The sequence below is a fragment of the Oceanobacter sp. 3_MG-2023 genome (genome assembly GCF_030688925.1).
In the GTDB taxonomy this organism is placed as follows: Bacteria; Pseudomonadota; Gammaproteobacteria; order Pseudomonadales; family Oceanobacteraceae; genus Oceanobacter.
In genome coordinates this window covers 320,160-336,512 of record NZ_JAUYVX010000001.1, presented here as the reverse complement: position 1 = coordinate 336,512, position 16,353 = coordinate 320,160, and the positions used below count along the sequence as shown (strand labels likewise).

Below are 16,353 nucleotides of genomic sequence, written 5' to 3'. Positions count from 1 at the left end.
CCCGCAAAGCGGGGAACAACAGCGAACTACAGCAGTAAACTACAGCCATCGTTGGTATATCTCCAAATTGTTGGAGAACAGTTTGAGTCTAACTGATAGTCGTATATTTAAAAAGGAAGACGATAGCTGTTGTTATTTTTTTGGAATTGTTGATATTCTGGATGCTAGGCAAAGATAGGAGTTTGTATTGATGGGAGCGCTGCTACAGCCTATGGCATTGAATCATACTCATGAGTTACTGGGGTTCGATTGCGGCAACGAGACCTTGAATGAATGGTTGATAAAACGTGCGCTCAAAAATCAGGCCGGTGGGGCCAGTCGTACTTTTGTGATCTGCTCTGACCAGAGGGTGGTTGGTTACTATGCGCTGGCAACAGGCAGTGTCGAACGTGCGCTGACGAATAGTAATTTTGCTCGTAATATGCCAGAACCTATTCCGGTGATTGTATTGGGACGGTTGGCGATTGACACGCGTTGGCAGGGGAAGCGATTGGGCGCTGCTTTATTAAAAGACGCACTGACAAGAGTTTTACAGGTGTCCGATCAGGTAGGTATTCGGGGAGTATTGGTACAAGCAATCTCAGATGCTGCAAAAGTTTTTTATCAGCAGTATGGATTCCAGCCGTCGCCTGCGGATGACATGTCGTTACTGATTTCTGTTAAAACCATACGGGAACATATTGTCTCGTGACTACCCCGATAGATTTTTTACTCTGAGCAAGCATAAAACGAAGGTTTCGATAGATAACACAGGAGGTGTGATGAATCTGCTCAATGACCCGTGGCTACCGGTTATTCTGATCAACGGCCAGCAAACAAATATCCGCATGGCAGAGATTGTCAGGCCGGATATCCAAAATCTTGCATTTCCTCGCACCGATTTTCAAGGTGCTGCCTATCAGCTGATAATCGGCGTATTACAAACCGCGTTTGCGCCGGAAAATGAAGATGATTGGCTTGAGCGTTTGCAAACCCCACCGTCAGAAGACAATCTGCAGCAGGCGTTCGAACAAATAGCCCATGCCTTTAACTTGGCTGGCGATGGCCCTTTGTTTATGCAGGATTTTGACTCATTAGAGAGCGCCAAATCATCATCTGTTGCGTCGCTGTTGATCGAAGCTCCGGGCGAAAACGGCATCAAGCTTAACACCGACTTTTTTGTTAAACGGCAGATTGTGCAGCAGATGTCGTTACCGATGGCGGCCTTGGCCTTGTTTACGCTACAAATCAACGCGCCTTCTGGAGGTCAGGGGCATCGTACCGGTTTGCGTGGTGGTGGACCGCTATCGACACTGGTGTTGTCGAATCAGACTGATGCCACGTTGTGGTCATCGCTGTGGCTGAATGTTATGTGTTTGAGTTGGCTCCAACAAGCGATCAAAAATGAATGGCCGGAACCGGATTTTACCGATGGTTCAGTATTTCCCTGGTTGGCCGCCACCCGTACCAGCGAGAAGAAGGGTAGTGCCGTACTACCAATAGATGTACATCCGCTGCAGCGCTATTGGGCTATGCCTCGTCGTATTCGCTTGATCCCCGAAGAAAGGGAGGGGCAGTGCGATCTTTCTGGAATGGTATCGAAACCGCTGGTCAGCCAATACCGGTCACAAAATTACGGTGCTAACTATGAAGGTGACTGGTATGTCCACCCATTCACACCGTATCGCGGTGATCCTAAAAAACCTGAAAATGAACGTTTGTCGATCAAGGGTCAACCGGGTGGCATCAGCTATAAGCACTGGGATGTCTTGCGGCTGGCCGCAGATAGCAGTTCTGGTGCTAACCAGACCCCTGCATTAGTGGTCGAGCATATGCATGAAATGGCCTACCAGCTGGCAGATGAGCTGCAAGACCAACTGCGTTTATGGGCGTTTGCCTACGATATGGACAATATGAAACCCCGTGGTTTCTATAGCATTGAAATGCCGTTTGTTGCTTTGCCACCGGCGTTGGAAAAAGCCTTTTTTAGCGAGGTTAAACGGCTGCAAGGCTTGGCGACGGACATGCTCAAACAAGTACGCTCCCAGATCAAAAAGGCCTGGTTTGAACGCTCTGAAGATGCCAAAGGCGACTTCGGCTTTATTGATCTCACCTTTTGGCAGCGAACGGAAGTGCACTTTTTTACTGCCATCAGTGAGCTTGGCAAAATCGCCAAGGCGCATCCGGATTATCTGCAATTGTCGCCAGAGAGTGCCCGGCGTTGGTTATGGTCCATGCAGCGCAGCGCGCTGGATATCTTTGACGAAACGGTACTCTCCAGTGAGCCAGAACCACGCAAAATGAAAGACAAGATACAGGCCAGAAACGAACTGAAAGCCTGGCTGAATTACAGTAAAAAACCGATTCAACAGTTCAAAACGGATTATCAGGTTGACGTAACCAAACCACAGGAGGTGAACCAGTGACAATCGCACCCTATTGCCAGTATTTAACGGAAGAGCAAGCCAAGCAGCTTCGACGCTGGCACCAATCGATGAATGCGGCTCCGAGTGAACTACAAGAGCAGAATATTATGCCAGCACCTTCTGGCCAGCGAGCCAGGTTATGCCGATCTGAAAATCTGCCTGCGCTCCTGATGACCGATGGGTTTCGTCGGCTCTGGTTCGCGATCAACCCTCCAGAACACAATGATAATGACGACGCTTCCTGCTTGCCAGACGCCGGCAAGTCAGCGGTCAAGTCGGTACTGAGCGAGCGGGTACAACACACTCCGTCTCCAACCAAACGCAACTACCTGAATAACCACTTCGCCATGCTGGCCTGGGCCTGTGTGGCGGGTGTATTGGCGGATGTACGGACCGATGTTACCCCAAGGGCAAAAACCAAAGCCCCTGCCAAGGGGAAATCCAGAAGCGAAGAAAACATCGATTATCGCTCGCTGGCCGCTATGGCCGGATCACCTGCAAAAAACAGTGATCGCTCCCAGTTGAGTGAGCTGAGATTTCAGCGGCTTCAGACCGCAGAGAGTGAAGAAGAGTTGTTACTGCTATTGCGCCGTCTGGTGAAACAACTGGATCGTAAGGCACCACTGGCCCGACTGGCCGACGACATCCTCTGCTGGTTTGCGGAATATCACGACCGTGTGCCCCGGGACGTCGAAAAACGCATTGCTCTGAAATGGGCGACTGAATATTACCGCGCTGCCAGCAGCCACTCTAAATAAACTCACCGTAAAAGGAATTCATCATGAGCCAGTTTTTACAGCTTCATATCCTCACATCTTATCCGCCATCCAATCTCAATCGTGATGATATGGGCCGACCCAAAACTGCCCGTATGGGCGGCAGTGAGCGCCTGCGCATCAGCTCCCAGAGTCTGAAACGACACTGGCGCACATCCGACTTGTTTGAGGATGCTTTGTCCGGCCATATCGGCACGCGTACCAAAAACATCGGCCCCAACGTTTATGCTGAACTGGTGGCTAATGGCGTGGCTGAGAAAAAAGCCAAAGAATGGGCAGCAGACATTGCCAATGTGTTTGGCAAGGCAAAAAAAGAACAGCTGGAGATTGAACAACTGGTGCATGTCAGCCAGGCGGAGTGGGAGGGCGCCATGGCGTTGGCCAAACAGTTAGCCGAAGAACAAAGGGCCCCGGAAAAAGAAGAATTGGAACTGTTGCGTAAGGACCGAATGGATGCCGATATCGCCTTGTTCGGTCGTATGCTGGCATCCAAACCTGCTGAAAATGTCGACGCTGCCTGTCAGGTTGCTCATGCTATCAGCGTCCATTCTGTCACCATTGAAGACGACTATTTCACCGCAGTGGATGATCTGAATGACGGACAAGATGATCTTGGTGCCGCGCATATTGGCGAGCGGGGTTTTGCTGCTGCCTTGTTCTACAGCTACCTTTGTATCAATGTTGACCAGCTGGTGGAGAACCTTAACGGCAATAAAGATCTTGCTGACAAAACACTCAAGGCACTGACGGAAGCCGCTGTCAAAGTCTCGCCAACTGGCTATCAAAACAGCTTCGGCAGCCGCGCTTATGCCAGTTACGTATTGGCAGAACAAGGCGAGCAGCAGCCTCGCTCCTTGTCTGTTGCCTTCCTCAAGCCCGTAGACGGGCGAGAGCAGGGTATGGCGCTGGACACCATCGATGCGCTGAACAAACAAGTCGAGATTTTCGACCAGGTCTATGAACCTTGTGCAGATACTCGCTACGCACTCGATGCCGTCACCGGCCAGGGAAGCTTCAAGGAATTGTTAGCATTTGTTGGTTTGAATGATGAGATCGGCAGCGGGGAATAGCCAATATGGAATATCTGGTTTTTCGACTCTATGGACCAATGGCCAGTTGGGGACAAGCCGCCGTTGGCGGTGACCGGCCAACCGCAATGGCCCCTGGAAGAGCCGCTATCATTGGTTTGCTGGGTGCCGCTTTGGGGGTGAAACGTGATGATGAAGCCGGTCAACAGCGGCTGTTCGACACGATTGTCGTGGCAGTAAAACAGCTGGGTGCGGGCACTTTGCTGCGTGATTATCACACCGTACAAGCACCTTCGACGGATAAAAAATTCACTCATTACAGCCGTAAAAGTGAACTGGCGGGCCCCAAGGAAAAACTGAATACCGTATTGTCGAGTCGTCATTATCGTCAGGATGGTGTTTGGGTGGTGGCCATTTCTCTTTCCCAACACTCAGCAGAACTGACTTTGGAATACTTGCAAGCAAAGCTGCAACGCCCGGTTTTTCCACTGTATCTGGGACGTAAATCTTGCCCGCTGGCATTGCCTTTGACCCCCATGCTGGTATCGACCGATCAACTGAAACACGCTTTGGACACTGAATTCCCTGCCATCGTGGGAAGGGATGGTGTGGGCAGCGATGTACATACCAGTGTTGCGACGGACCGCTATTGGTTGGGTATGGGTAAACAGGCGACTTACTACTGGCAAGGTGAGCTGGTGGATCTCGATGGAGAACGTCACGATGACACCTTGACGTATCATCCCTGGGATAACCCCATCAGTCGTAGCCGCTGGCAGTTTGGCCAACGCCGTCAACACCAGCTTACCCTGATGGAGGATCGCTGATGTATTTTTCCCGAGTCACAATCAGCAACGCCTTGACTGCATCCCAAGAGCTTGTGGAGCTGCAAAAAAATGGCGCATACGCCAGTCATGCATTGCTATGGCAGCTGTTTCCCGGCTATGAAGACAGCTGGAGCAACCTTAAAGGTAAAGCAAAAGAACAGACCCAACGCCCGTTTCTGTTTCGCGAAGAAATCGATAGCAATGGTCTGCCGCTTTTTTATGTGCTGTCTGAACAACAGCCAGTAGTGACACATTCTGCCCTTACCTGTCAGACCAAACCGTATCAGCCACAATTGAGCGTGGGTGATCGGCTGGCCTTCAAGCTGCGGGTGAACCCTGTGGTCAGTATTCGTGACGCGCAAGGTAAATCACGGCGTCACGATGTCCTTATGAACGCCAAGAAAAACGCCGACGTCTCTGGCCTGAACTCCCACGCAGCACAGCAAAAAAAAGCACTGGCAGCCCATCAAGCTGCCCTTGGCTGGATTTCCGACAACAAACGTCTGGCGGAGTGGGGCATACAGTTGGAAAGTGAACCCGAGCTTGATCACGACAGTTATTATCAACACCAACATTATCAGCCAAAAGGAAAACACACGATTCGCTACTCCACGGTGGATTATCAAGGGTTGTTGACGGTTGTTGATCCCGAGCGTTTTTTGCAGACCCTGGCCAAAGGCGTTGGCAAGGCCAAAGGCTTTGGCTGTGGATTGTGGTTAATTCGTCGGTGTTAGTCATGAACATCCAGATAAGCCTGGCCTGTATCGGCCAGGCTCTGTTGAGCGGATACTGGCCGCAAGAGGTTTACCCCATGACCCAAACTTGCTCAGAATCTGATTTGGCGGACTGTTCGACGACATCGGCTTAACTTATTACCCACTTGCAAGGATGCACTTATGAGTTTTATTCCCCTTAAGCCCATCCCCATCAAAGACCGCAACTCCATGATCTTTATTGGTATGGGGCGCATTGACGTCCGTGATGGCGCTTTTGTTGTTATCGATGAAGTGCACGGCGAACGCATGCACATTCCGGTGGGGTCTATCGCCTGTTTGATGCTGGAACCTGGCACCCGTATTAGCCACGCGGCGGTTAAGCTGGCTGCTACCACAGGCACTTTGCTGATCTGGGTGGGTGAAGCGGGTGTCCGGCTCTATTCTGCAGGACAACCTGGTGGAGCACGATCTGACAAATTGCTGTACCAGGCACAACTGGCACTCGATGCCGATCTGCGGTTGAAAGTTGTTCGTAAAATGTTCGAAATCCGCTTTGGTGAAGAAGCGCCACAGCGGCGTAGTATCGACCAGTTACGTGGCATTGAGGGCAGTCGGGTTCGTAAAATCTATCAGCAACTCGCCAAACAATATGGCGTGGACTGGCGCGGCCGGGACTACGACGTAAAAGACTGGGACAAAGGAGATGCCATTAATCAATGTCTGAGTTCAGCCACTGCTTGTCTGTATGGCGTCACCGAAGCGGCCGTATTGGCTGCGGGATATGCACCGGCCATCGGATTTTTACACTCAGGTAAACCGTTGTCGTTTGTGTACGACATTGCCGATCTGGTCAAATTTGAAACTGTCGTACCCATAGCTTTCAAAATAGCCGCTAAAAAGCCACGTCAGCCAGACCGGGAAGTGCGTATTGCCTGTCGTGAAATATTTCGCTCCAGCCGTTTACTAAGTCGACTGATTCCATTGATCGAAGACGTACTGGCTGCAGGAGAAATAGAACCGCCCAAACCACCAGAAGACGCCCAGCCACCCGCGATACCGGAACCACCCGGAGTGGGGGATGAAGGGCACAGGAGTAAATAGCCATGAGCATGGTAATGGTTGTTACAGAAGCCGTACCGCCACGACTGCGCGGACGACTGGCTGTATGGCTGTTGGAAATCCGGGCAGGCGTTTACGTTGGTGATGTATCACGGCGAATACGTGAAATGATCTGGCAACAAGTCGATGTACTCGCCGAAGACGGCAACGTCGTGATGGCCTGGGCAACCAATACAGAGTCAGGCTTTGACTTTATTACTTACGGCCATAATCGTCGTATGCCCATTGATTTTGATGGGCTTCGACTGGTGCGCTTTCTACCCGATGAACCCGATTCAAAAGATGCATGAATGAAGTTCCGAAACGTTCTTTAATAACATAAATTTTTTGGTGGATTTTGAAGGTATAAATTTCCTTTTTAAAATCAACCATGTACATTTAGTGCGTTCCCCGCGTAGCCGGGGATCAACCGGACGGTGAAATATCCGGCGGCCAGGTTGTAGGGCGTTCCCCGCGTAGCCGGGGATCAACCGCGCGCATCAATCCGAATCAGCGACTGGTGCAAGCGTTCCCCGCGTAGCCGGGGATCAACCGACCGGGGCGCAGCAGTCTATGAGCTGACAATTGCGTTCCCCGCGTAGCCGGGGATCAACCGCAAAATCTTGCAGAGGTGATGGCGACCGAAACGCGTTCCCCGCGTAGCCGGGGATCAACCGCCTTGGAACCTTTTTTCAAATACTGTTGGCAAGCGTTCCCCGCGTAGCCGGGGATCAACCGACTGATCACGCGAACAACCCCCGACATCATTCGCGTTCCCCGCGTAGCCGGGGATCAACCGTGGAAAACCGCACCGGTGACGAGGTAGTCATTGCGTTCCCCGCGTAGCCGGGGATCAACCGTCCGGTCTCCATTCGCACTACCAGTAGTCGGTGCGTTCCCCGCGTAGCCGGGGATCAACCGAAAATCCGCGTTCAACAGGTGATCTGGGACACGCGTTCCCCGCGTAGCCGGGGATCAACCGGCACCGATATTGGTACCGCCCGGGCAGAAGCCGCGTTCCCCGCGTAGCCGGGGATCAACCGAATCCGTCAGGCATGTCTGGAGACTGGATGAAGCGTTCCCCGCGTAGCCGGGGATCAACCGGAAAATATGGCCACCTCGGTGAAAAACATCAAGCGTTCCCCGCGTAGCCGGGGATCAACCGGGCTATTATCATTTCATTTGAGAACAATATCGGCGTTCCCCGCGTAGCCGGGGATCAACCGGTTCGCCACGACTTTGCCGCCGCTGCCGTCGAGCGTTCCCCGCGTAGCCGGGGATCAACCGGGGATGACAGGTGCCACTATACCACAGAATTTGCGTTCCCCGCGTAGCCGGGGATCAACCGCCATTGGCGGCAGCTGGGCACAAACCCGCACCGCGTTCCCCGCGTAGCCGGGGATCAACCGTATTTCTGGTGGGTCTGTTCTTCTTCATTCTTGCGTTCCCCGCGTAGCCGGGGATCAACCGCGGGCGGACTGGCAGGCGCCGCCGATACCCTTGCGTTCCCCGCGTAGCCGGGGATCAACCGAGGGCGTTTCTATTCGCTGGGGTGGTGACTGGGCGTTCCCCGCGTAGCCGGGGATCAACCGCTACCCCATGGGCACCATGGTCTATATTGATCGCGTTCCCCGCGTAGCCGGGGATCAACCGACCGCAGCCCCAGCCTGCCCGGTTTGGGAGTCGCGTTCCCCGCGTAGCCGGGGATCAACCGGCCTTGTCGATGCCGATGGCGACGGCGTCGCTGCGTTCCCCGCGTAGCCGGGGATCAACCGATTTTGCTGCTCCATCATGCGCAGCATTGTCGGCGTTCCCCGCGTAGCCGGGGATCAACCGATGCTTAACCAGCAAATCAGAGCCGATACGCAGCGTTCCCCGCGTAGCCGGGGATCAACCGGTATAATGTCTTTATCAACTGAGGAAACAGTTGCGTTCCCCGCGTAGCCGGGGATCAACCGTTTTTCTCGGAATCAAACTGATTATCAAAAATGCGTTCCCCGCGTAGCCGGGGATCAACCGATTTATAATCATGTCTTCCCCCTTTTAAATCCGCGTTCCCCGCGTAGCCGGGGATCAACCGATTAGCAAGGTTGTGTGGTGTTGCCCGGTATCGCGTTCCCCGCGTAGCCGGGGATCAACCGCCCGCTGGCACTTGTCGGCTGACCTAAAATCCGCGTTCCCCGCGTAGCCGGGGATCAACCGCCGTGGTGTTGGTGCGGTCAAAATTGCCGCGAGCGTTCCCCGCGTAGCCGGGGATCAACCGAATGTTTGCCCTTGTAGCTCAAGTGGATAGAGGCGTTCCCCGCGTAGCCGGGGATCAACCGTGGAAGAACGCGCGAAAAAGCGCTTCATCGGAGCGTTCCCCGCGTAGCCGGGGATCAACCGCCGTTTGGCTTTGATGTGTACGAAGATAATGAGCGTTCCCCGCGTAGCCGGGGATCAACCGGGTGGTATTGAATATCTGGACGCATATATAACGCGTTCCCCGCGTAGCCGGGGATCAACCGACACCTCAACCATTGACTGGGATTCTGCGACCGCGTTCCCCGCGTAGCCGGGGATCGACTGCGATTCCGCGGGATCTCTCTGTCTTCACCCCAAATAATTTGTATTGGCAGTTGCGTTCTGCTCTCAGTTTGCTCGTCAGATGACAAAGGCATCCATGCCGTGGCTACCGATGGCTTTATGATAAAGATTTTGGTTCATTGGTTTGCAGCCATGGCAGGGCGACAAGCAGCAGCAGGGTAATGGCGATCACGGGGAAGGTGATCAGGTTGAGTTCGTACCAGCCGTAGAGGTTGAATTGTCTGCCAGCACCAAGGGACGCGAGGGCGACAGTGCCAAATACCAGCAGGTCGTTGAGGGCTTGCACCTTGGATTTTTCTTCTGGTCGGTAGGTCTTGGTCAACAGGTTGGTTGCGCCAATAAAGCCGAAGTTCCAGCCTAAGCCAAGCAGGATTAACGATCCCCAGAAGTGTATCACTTCCATCCCGGACATGGCGGTAGCGGCGGAGGTGAACAGCAGCATCAGTCCCAGCGCGGTGATCCAGCGGGCACCGAAGCGGCTGATCAATCGGCCGGTAAAAAAGCTGGGAGCAAACATGGCGAGGATGTGCCATTGAATGCCGAGGGTGGCTGTGCCGCTACTATGACCTTCGTGCACCATGGCGATCGGGGCGGCAGTCATGATAAAGGACATCAGAGAGTAGGATACTGTACCTGCCAGGGCAGCAACGATAAATCCCGGGGTTTTGGCTATTTGCCATAAGGACCGGGTGTGCTCACTGATGTGGTGGCGGCGGGGTGGCGGTAATCGGAGTGATAGCAAAATAGGAATGGCGAAGAGTGCCAATACGCCCTGGGCAATAAAGCTGGCAGCGAAAGGGGCGGACTCCCAAAGGTTTTGGGTCCAATAAACGGTTTGTGGACCAATAATGGCAGCGGCTAACCCGCCCAGCATAATCAGTGAGATCGCGTTGGCTTTATGGCTGACAGGTACCAGGTCGGCGGCGGCAAAGCGGTAGTTTTGGACGCAGGCACCATAAAACCCGGTCAGTCCAAGTGCTGCACAAAAAAGCCAGAATGAGGTGTTGGCAATGGCGCTGGCGGCTAGTGCAGCGGCCACTACACACACCAAGGTTCCGATCAGGTAGGTGGCTTTGCGTCCGGCATTTTTCATTAACATGGCGACGGGAATCATGGCGAGGGCGACGCCGATGCCATACAGGCTGACCGGGAGTGTGGCCAGTGCGGGATCCGGGGTCAGCCGTTGGCCAACTAGGCCGCCAATGGAGATGATGATCGGTGCTGAAGAGCCGCCCAGCGCCTGGGCTGAAAACAGTTTGCCTAGGTTGCGTTGAGTGAAGGCGTCCAGGGTTTTAAGCGACATACGGGTATCCAGTCTGGAAGGTGAAATCGGCCATGTTATGTTGGCGTTGCATTGGCCTGGGTTACCAAGACCTGGTCGCGCTTGGCACGACCTGGGTATTCCATTACCGGGTACGTTTGTGGGAAAGACGAACTAGCTCTTTTTAGTTATTGGTGGGGTTGTCGCCATTCGGTTTTCACGTAGTTGTTTGATTTTGATTCTGCCTGGAATTGCCATAATGATATGCATCAAGGAATTTCCTTTATGTAGGGCAATCCTACAAATTTTTTGTTGTGTAAATCGGGCAGGAATGATACGAGGTTGTGGCCAGATTGTCAGCCCTGGCATGGATTCTGTTGCTGTTATTGAGACAGGGTGTCCACTTTTGCAGTCGGATGGTTGGCGTACAGTGAGGTAATGAGGGAGGACCAATAGGCGTTATCTTGTTCTGATGCAACGGTGTCGTGACCGATCCGACTGGATGGCTTGGCTGGACTTTGTTTGAATGCGCGGCCAGCGTGAATGTTGTGGTTGTCGGACATCAAAGTGGTGGCAGCCGCTATATTCTGTTTGTATCACTCACAGGTAATAACGAGAAATATTGTGCATAACATCCCTGAAGATGCCATCAGTTGGTTGAATTGGGCCGCGCTGGCCTGGTTTTTGTTCTGCTGGATTGTTTATGGGCGCTTTGCCAAGTACATGGCAAAGCGTACCGCTTCTCTGTCATCGGTGATGCATGTACACCGGATCAATTGGATGCGACGGCTGCTGATGCGAGAGGTAAGGGTCGGGGATGCGGCCTTGCTGGCCAACGTCGAACGGAATGTTAACTTTTTTGCGTCTTCCTGTGTGTTGGTGTTGGCGGGTTTGTTGACGGCTATGTCGGCGGTGAACGAAATTCAGGATGTCTTGCTGGAAATTTCTTTTGTTACCCCTGACAGTCTGTTGGCCATGGAATTGAAGGTCGGGGTCATGATTGGCGTATTTATTTATGCTTTCTTTACTTTTACCTGGTCGATGCGGCAGTTTGGTTTTGCTTCGGTCTTGATTGGGGCGGCACCGTTCCCTAATGATAAAACCGTAACGGCGGCCGAACGGCGCAGTTTTGCTATTTATGCTGCCAAGGTGATCGATCAGGCTGGCCACAGTTATAACAACGGCTTGCGAGCTTTTTATTTTTCTCTGGCGTTGTTGTTGTGGTTTGTCAATGTCTGGTTGTTTATGGCCAGTGCCGCAACGGTGGTATTTATTCTGTATGAACGGGAGTTTTTATCCAGTTCATTAAAAGCATTAAAGATGGTTGAAAATGTTGGTGAAAAACTGACTCGGGATGACAAGGAATTGTCGAACTATTGATTCCTGTGGCCGAGTGGCTGATGAGTCGCTTATGATTCGGGTCCACTATTGATAAACGGATGGAATAATGCTGGATATACTTCTGGTTGCAGTGATTGCCGGTTTGCTGGGTTATGCCTTGCGTCGTGCGGGGGTTGGCAGTAAAGGGGCGGATGAAAATATCGCGCTGGGAGATGCCTTTCTGGCAAAGAACGGAGCGGAAGACGGGGTTGTCTCGACCGCTTCGGGTTTGCAATACAAGGTGTTAAAACCGGGTAATGGTGGTGAGCACCCAGCCGCCAGTAGCAAGGTAACAGTGCATTATCATGGTACCTTACTGAACGGTACTGTCTTTGATAGCTCGGTTGAGCGTGGAGAAACCATCAGTTTTCGTTTGAATCAGGTGATTCCTGGTTGGACGGAAGGTGTGCAGTTGATGACCGTTGGCCAGAAGAATATCTTTTATATCCCGTCAGAGCTGGGCTATGGCAAACGCCGTGCTGGCCGGATCGAACCGGGCAGCCTGCTGATATTCGAAGTGGAATTGCTCGGTATCGAGTAGGGATTGGTTCTGTCGGTGTTTTTGTCCTGTTCTTGTCAGCTGCTCCGTCTAAAGCAAAACCGGCTCGCCTGTATGGGCGAGCCGGTTTTGACTATCTATCAGGCTATCAGACTATCAGACTTTGTTTTGTGCTTCTGACTCAGCCGGTTTGCCCAGGCTTTTGTTCAGAACCATATAACCAAGGATGCCGGAAGCAATCGAGCCAATCAGAATCCCCAAGCGCTCATCGAAAGTGTTTTCGATACCGCCACCGTCCTCAAAGGCCAACGAGCCGATAAACAAACTCATGGTAAAGCCGACGCCACACAATGCGGCGGTGCCGTAGAGTGTTGTCCAGGAGACGTTGCTAGGCAGTTTGGTCCAGCCGATCTTGATGGCCAGCCAGCAGAACGCAAAGATCCCTAGTTGTTTACCGATGAACAGGCCTGCGGCAATCCCGACCGGGATTGGGTGTAGCAGTTGATCCATGCCGATGCCGGTGAGGTTGAGGCCCGCGTTGGCAAAGGCAAAAACGGGTAAGATGAAGAACGCAACGACCGGGTGCAAGTCTTTTTCCAGTTGGTGGGCCGGTGAGTAACCAGGCTGGCGATCAAGTTTCATTGGTACGAACATCGCCAACATGATGCCCGACAGGGTGGCGTGTACACCGGATTTCAGCATCGAAACCCACATGATGGCTCCCAAGAGCATGTAGACACTTTTGGAGGCTACTTGAAGCCGGTTCACCATGAATAGTATCGGCAAGCACAAGGCGATGACGCTGAGTGCCGTCAGGGAAATGTTGTCGGTATAAAACACGGCGATAATGATAATGGCGCCAATATCGTCAAAGATGGCCAGAGATGTCAGGAATATCTTGATGCTGGTCGGGACGCGAGAGCCCAATAACATCAAAATACCGAGAGCAAAAGCAATATCCGTGGCTGCCGGGATAGCCCAACCCTGAATATCCAACTCATTTTTGTGATTGAACGCGATGTAAATCACCGCAGGTACGAGCATGCCGCCCAAGGCACCGATGCCTGGCAAGACAACGTTGCGTTTGTCGCGTAACTCACCTTCGAGCCATTCGTATTTCAGCTCCAGACCTACCATAAAGAAGAAGATAGCCATCAGGCCATCGTTAATCCAAAGCAGCAGGGGTTTGGCAATATGCAGCGCGCCAATATGGACTTCTACCGGAGTGTCCAGTAGCAGATTGTAAAACGGTTCCAGTGGAGTATTGGCAAAGATGATCGCCATCAGTGCGGCAAACATCAGCAACAGACCGCTGGCGGATTCCATCTTGAAAAAACTGTTCAAGCTGTTCAGTGATTTCGGCAAGAGTGAGGGTATGTTCATAGGTAATGAATAGGCTTCCTGTCGTTCAGAGGTGTCTACATTATCATTTTGCTTGTCTGTCGGGCCAGCATGATCGGATATAAATATTCGATCTGGAAGGAGTTTTTACGTTGGATTTGATTTCTTGTAAATTTGAATAATCAACTGTTAATTCAGGGGTTTAGCGGATTAAGTCAAGCTGGGTTAATATGTCATCTTTGTACGATCCACCGAAGGTGTTGGCGGGTTGGAATATTACAGATTTTGGAATTGTCATTATGCTTACCGAAAAAATCCGCAACAGGGAAAGTGGCATCGTGTTGTACGGCATCGTGCCACCGAAAAAAGGTACGGAGCCAGCCCGGATTGCAGAGATCGCTGAGCTGCAAATCCAGCGCATGCAGTCATTGCCTATCGATGGTCTGGTGCTGTACGACATTCAGGACGAAGAATCACGAACCGCCGAGAAGCGGCCTTTTCCGTTTATCGAAACCCTGGATTGTTTTGACTACAGCCGCCAACAGCTGGCAGCGCTGACCGTACCCAAAATCATTTATCGCGCCGCTGGCAAGTATCCAGGCGAGCAATTGAGTGCGTTTCTCCAGCAGGTCTCTGCGACAGATAATCTGACTGTCTTTGTTGGTGCTGCCTCAAAAGACCAGTCGGTCACCATGACCATGTCTGAAGCTTACCAGTTAAAGCAGCGGGTTCGGCCGGATGTCCTGCTGGGAGGTGTGATGATTCCTGAGCGCCACCGGGCCAAGGGTGATGAGCATCTGCGTGTTTTTGAAAAGATTCGCCAGGGCTGTTCGTTTTTTATCTCCCAGGGGGTTTACGACTTGCAGGCATCGAAGGATTTTTTGTCTGACTATTATTACGCTGGTAAAGCCCAGGGAATCGATCTGGTGCCGGTAATCTTTACCTTGACGCCCTGTGGGTCTGTGCAGACGCTGAATTTCATGAAATGGCTGGGGATCAGTATTCCACGCTGGCTGGAGAATGAGCTGCTGCACGCTCACGATATTCTTGAGCAATCGGTCAATTATTCTGAAGCTAACTGGCGCGAGCTCAAGGCTTTTGCGGATACTCTGGGGGTGCCGGTGGGATGCAATATCGAAAGTGTTGCTGTACGCAAGGTCGAAGTAGAAGCGGCTATTGAGTTACTGAACCGGGTGTCGCGACCGGCTCCGTCCGTATCCTGAGCTGGTTCTGCCCTGATGTCCTTTGAGTTGACTCATTCGTACCCTGAGAGCTGGTTCTGTCCGCTGAACCAGCTCTGTCGATGACGCCGAAGCTGACCGGTTCGCCGATGAATCCGGAGTGGCCTAGTGTAAGAGCTTAGCGTTGGGGATCGATAGGGGTGACAGGAGGTCTGGAATTGGGTTGATCCTGCGTTGTAGCTGGAATCACGGAGCTTGCTTTGTTGGTCGGCTGGCGAGGGCCAAAACGAGGGGCAGGCAGGCTAGGGGTTCGAAGAGCACGATGCGCCTGAAGTCGAGAATTGGGTTTGGTCATGTCGATTCCTGTTCAGTCTGGATGGGGCCAGGCTCTGTCAATGAACTTTGGTTCGGTTGTTAAACACCGGATAACCAATGCGAACATTGCGGTGTCTGCTGTTACTGATGTGGTTGTTTTTCCGGTCTGCTTTGCCTCATCCGTGGGCCGTTGGGCATCCTGTCAGCGCCCCAGTCTATCATAGTTGAGCACTCTATAATTAGGGTTTGCCGCGACAGCTTGCCTGATAACGGCTTTCTGCCGGTGAATCAATCGCCATTGACTGCATGGATTTCAGCGTGGTCTCTGCCGGATGCCTGCCAGGAATCACCGTGTGCGATGTTGCCTGATGGTGTTGCATAAACGCTATTTGTGACTGGGTTGAAGGTATTAGAGGGTATTAAATGCCTGTCAATCTTTATTTTTTCTGGCTTTGTCGTTATGGTCGAAAGCCAAATATGACCTGTTCGGGACAGAAATTATCATGGAAAAACTCTGGTTGGCGGTGCTGTTGGTATTGGGATCAACATTGACGATGGCGGACACCATTTTTGTGGATGTGCGTACTGATGAAGAATATCAGCAGGATCATCTCACCGGTGCTGCCCATATTCCTTTTCAGCAAATAGCCGAAAAAATAGGCCAGTTGCAGCTGCAGAAAGATGATCAGGTTGTGCTGTACTGTCGTTCCGGGCGTCGCGCCAGTATTGCTGCCGATACCCTGGATGGTATGGGATTTACTAATATCAAGAATATCAAGACATTGAGCAGTGCCCGGGCATACCGGAGCGAATTGCTCGACAAGCCTTAAGTCGATGGCTGGCAGCTGCATGTAGTCTTTTACAATAAATTCACCTTCGACTGCCAAGCGACCTGCCAAGCCACCGACGAATGCTGCACTGCAGCTGTTGGTGGCTTTTG

15 protein-coding genes and 1 CRISPR repeat array are annotated in these 16,353 nt (G+C 52.2%); of the genes, 12 read left to right on the top strand and 3 right to left on the bottom strand.

The features are described from left to right. Window positions 1-190 precede the first annotated feature (190 nt). The 8 genes from Q8W32_RS01525 to cas2e all read left to right on the top strand — a co-directional run bounded on the left by Q8W32_RS01525 (window position 191) and on the right by cas2e (window position 7,161). Complete coding sequence (locus tag Q8W32_RS01525; RefSeq protein WP_305413431.1) at window positions 191-691, top strand: GNAT family N-acetyltransferase; 501 nt, start codon at window positions 191-193, stop codon at window positions 689-691. Between the two features lie 70 nt (window positions 692-761). Continuing rightward, entirely contained in the window at window positions 762-2,405 is a 1,644-nt protein-coding gene (casA, locus tag Q8W32_RS01520; RefSeq protein ID WP_305413369.1) for a type I-E CRISPR-associated protein Cse1/CasA, read from the top strand. Continuing rightward, window positions 2,402-3,163, top strand: a complete 762-nt coding sequence (gene casB / locus Q8W32_RS01515) for a type I-E CRISPR-associated protein Cse2/CasB (RefSeq protein ID WP_305413368.1) — start codon at window positions 2,402-2,404, stop codon at window positions 3,161-3,163. The genes casA and casB overlap by 4 nt, the downstream gene beginning before the upstream one ends. A gap of 23 nt (window positions 3,164-3,186) precedes the next feature. After that, complete coding sequence (cas7e, locus tag Q8W32_RS01510) at window positions 3,187-4,251, top strand: type I-E CRISPR-associated protein Cas7/Cse4/CasC (protein ID WP_305413367.1); 1,065 nt, start codon at window positions 3,187-3,189, stop codon at window positions 4,249-4,251. 5 nt (window positions 4,252-4,256) lie between these two features. Beyond that, on the top strand, window positions 4,257-5,036 hold the full coding sequence (gene cas5e, locus Q8W32_RS01505) for a type I-E CRISPR-associated protein Cas5/CasD (protein ID WP_305413366.1): 780 nt from the start codon (window positions 4,257-4,259) through the stop codon (window positions 5,034-5,036). Beyond that, a complete protein-coding gene (cas6e, locus tag Q8W32_RS01500) occupies window positions 5,036-5,770 on the top strand; it encodes a type I-E CRISPR-associated protein Cas6/Cse3/CasE (protein ID WP_305413364.1) in 735 nt (244 codons plus the stop codon). Before cas5e ends, cas6e begins: the two co-directional genes overlap by 1 nt. 162 nt (window positions 5,771-5,932) lie before the next feature. Then, window positions 5,933-6,853, top strand: a complete 921-nt coding sequence (gene cas1e / locus Q8W32_RS01495) for a type I-E CRISPR-associated endonuclease Cas1e (RefSeq protein WP_303431501.1) — start codon at window positions 5,933-5,935, stop codon at window positions 6,851-6,853. 2 nt (window positions 6,854-6,855) lie between these two features. Continuing rightward, complete coding sequence (gene cas2e, locus Q8W32_RS01490) at window positions 6,856-7,161, top strand: type I-E CRISPR-associated endoribonuclease Cas2e (RefSeq protein WP_303431502.1); 306 nt, start codon at window positions 6,856-6,858, stop codon at window positions 7,159-7,161. A gap of 93 nt (window positions 7,162-7,254) precedes the next feature. Next, a CRISPR array of direct repeats spans window positions 7,255-9,418; the repeat unit is 29 nt; unit sequence GCGTTCCCCGCGTAGCCGGGGATCAACCG. 115 nt (window positions 9,419-9,533) lie between these two features. On the opposite strand, the gene Q8W32_RS01485 is transcribed toward cas2e, so the two are convergent. After that, window positions 9,534-10,739 carry an MFS transporter gene (locus Q8W32_RS01485; protein ID WP_305413363.1) on the bottom strand — a complete coding sequence of 402 codons (1,206 nt, stop codon included), beginning with the start codon at window positions 10,737-10,739 and terminating at the stop codon, window positions 9,534-9,536. 582 nt (window positions 10,740-11,321) lie between these two features. On the opposite strand from Q8W32_RS01485, the gene Q8W32_RS01480 reads away from it, so the two are divergent. Together Q8W32_RS01480 and Q8W32_RS01475 are read left to right on the top strand one after the other, a co-directional pair. Continuing rightward, complete coding sequence (locus tag Q8W32_RS01480; protein ID WP_303431506.1) at window positions 11,322-12,077, top strand: DUF599 domain-containing protein; 756 nt, start codon at window positions 11,322-11,324, stop codon at window positions 12,075-12,077. A 67-nt stretch (window positions 12,078-12,144) separates the two neighbouring features. Next, on the top strand, window positions 12,145-12,618 hold the full coding sequence (locus tag Q8W32_RS01475) for an FKBP-type peptidyl-prolyl cis-trans isomerase (RefSeq protein ID WP_303431507.1): 474 nt from the start codon (window positions 12,145-12,147) through the stop codon (window positions 12,616-12,618). A 114-nt stretch (window positions 12,619-12,732) separates the two neighbouring features. Here the strand turns inward: Q8W32_RS01475 and nhaA are convergent, their stop codons facing one another. Next, complete coding sequence (gene nhaA / locus Q8W32_RS01470; protein WP_305413361.1) at window positions 12,733-13,959, bottom strand: Na+/H+ antiporter NhaA; 1,227 nt, start codon at window positions 13,957-13,959, stop codon at window positions 12,733-12,735. 257 nt (window positions 13,960-14,216) lie between these two features. Between nhaA and Q8W32_RS01465 the strand changes: the two genes are divergently transcribed. Beyond that, window positions 14,217-15,140 (top strand): methylenetetrahydrofolate reductase, encoded by a 924-nt coding sequence (locus tag Q8W32_RS01465; RefSeq protein WP_305413360.1) that lies wholly within the window; start codon window positions 14,217-14,219, stop codon window positions 15,138-15,140. Between the two features lie 512 nt (window positions 15,141-15,652). On the opposite strand, the gene Q8W32_RS01460 is transcribed toward Q8W32_RS01465, so the two are convergent. Then, a complete protein-coding gene (locus Q8W32_RS01460) occupies window positions 15,653-15,793 on the bottom strand; it encodes a hypothetical protein (protein WP_305413359.1) in 141 nt (46 codons plus the stop codon). A 123-nt stretch (window positions 15,794-15,916) separates the two neighbouring features. Between Q8W32_RS01460 and Q8W32_RS01455 the strand changes: the two genes are divergently transcribed. Next, window positions 15,917-16,243, top strand: a complete 327-nt coding sequence (locus tag Q8W32_RS01455; RefSeq protein WP_303431511.1) for a rhodanese-like domain-containing protein — start codon at window positions 15,917-15,919, stop codon at window positions 16,241-16,243. Window positions 16,244-16,353: the final 110 nt, after the last annotated feature.

Excerpts from the sequence above, each read along its gene's own strand:
- Q8W32_RS01525 (WP_305413431.1), top strand. The coding sequence starts at position 191 with ATGGGAGCGCTGCTACAGCCTATGGCATTGAATCATACTCATGAGTTA.
- casA (WP_305413369.1), top strand. The coding sequence starts at position 762 with ATGAATCTGCTCAATGACCCGTGGCTACCGGTTATTCTGATCAACGGC.
- cas7e (WP_305413367.1), top strand. The coding sequence starts at position 3,187 with ATGAGCCAGTTTTTACAGCTTCATATCCTCACATCTTATCCGCCATCC.
- cas5e (WP_305413366.1), top strand. The coding sequence starts at position 4,257 with ATGGAATATCTGGTTTTTCGACTCTATGGACCAATGGCCAGTTGGGGA.
- cas6e (WP_305413364.1), top strand. The coding sequence starts at position 5,036 with ATGTATTTTTCCCGAGTCACAATCAGCAACGCCTTGACTGCATCCCAA.
- cas1e (WP_303431501.1), top strand. The coding sequence starts at position 5,933 with ATGAGTTTTATTCCCCTTAAGCCCATCCCCATCAAAGACCGCAACTCC.
- cas2e (WP_303431502.1), top strand. The coding sequence starts at position 6,856 with ATGAGCATGGTAATGGTTGTTACAGAAGCCGTACCGCCACGACTGCGC.
- Q8W32_RS01485 (WP_305413363.1), bottom strand. The coding sequence starts at position 10,739 with ATGTCGCTTAAAACCCTGGACGCCTTCACTCAACGCAACCTAGGCAAA.
- Q8W32_RS01475 (WP_303431507.1), top strand. The coding sequence starts at position 12,145 with ATGCTGGATATACTTCTGGTTGCAGTGATTGCCGGTTTGCTGGGTTAT.
- nhaA (WP_305413361.1), bottom strand. The coding sequence starts at position 13,959 with ATGAACATACCCTCACTCTTGCCGAAATCACTGAACAGCTTGAACAGT.
- Q8W32_RS01465 (WP_305413360.1), top strand. The coding sequence starts at position 14,217 with ATGCTTACCGAAAAAATCCGCAACAGGGAAAGTGGCATCGTGTTGTAC.
- Q8W32_RS01460 (WP_305413359.1), bottom strand. The coding sequence starts at position 15,793 with ATGCAACACCATCAGGCAACATCGCACACGGTGATTCCTGGCAGGCAT.
- Q8W32_RS01455 (WP_303431511.1), top strand. The coding sequence starts at position 15,917 with ATGGAAAAACTCTGGTTGGCGGTGCTGTTGGTATTGGGATCAACATTG.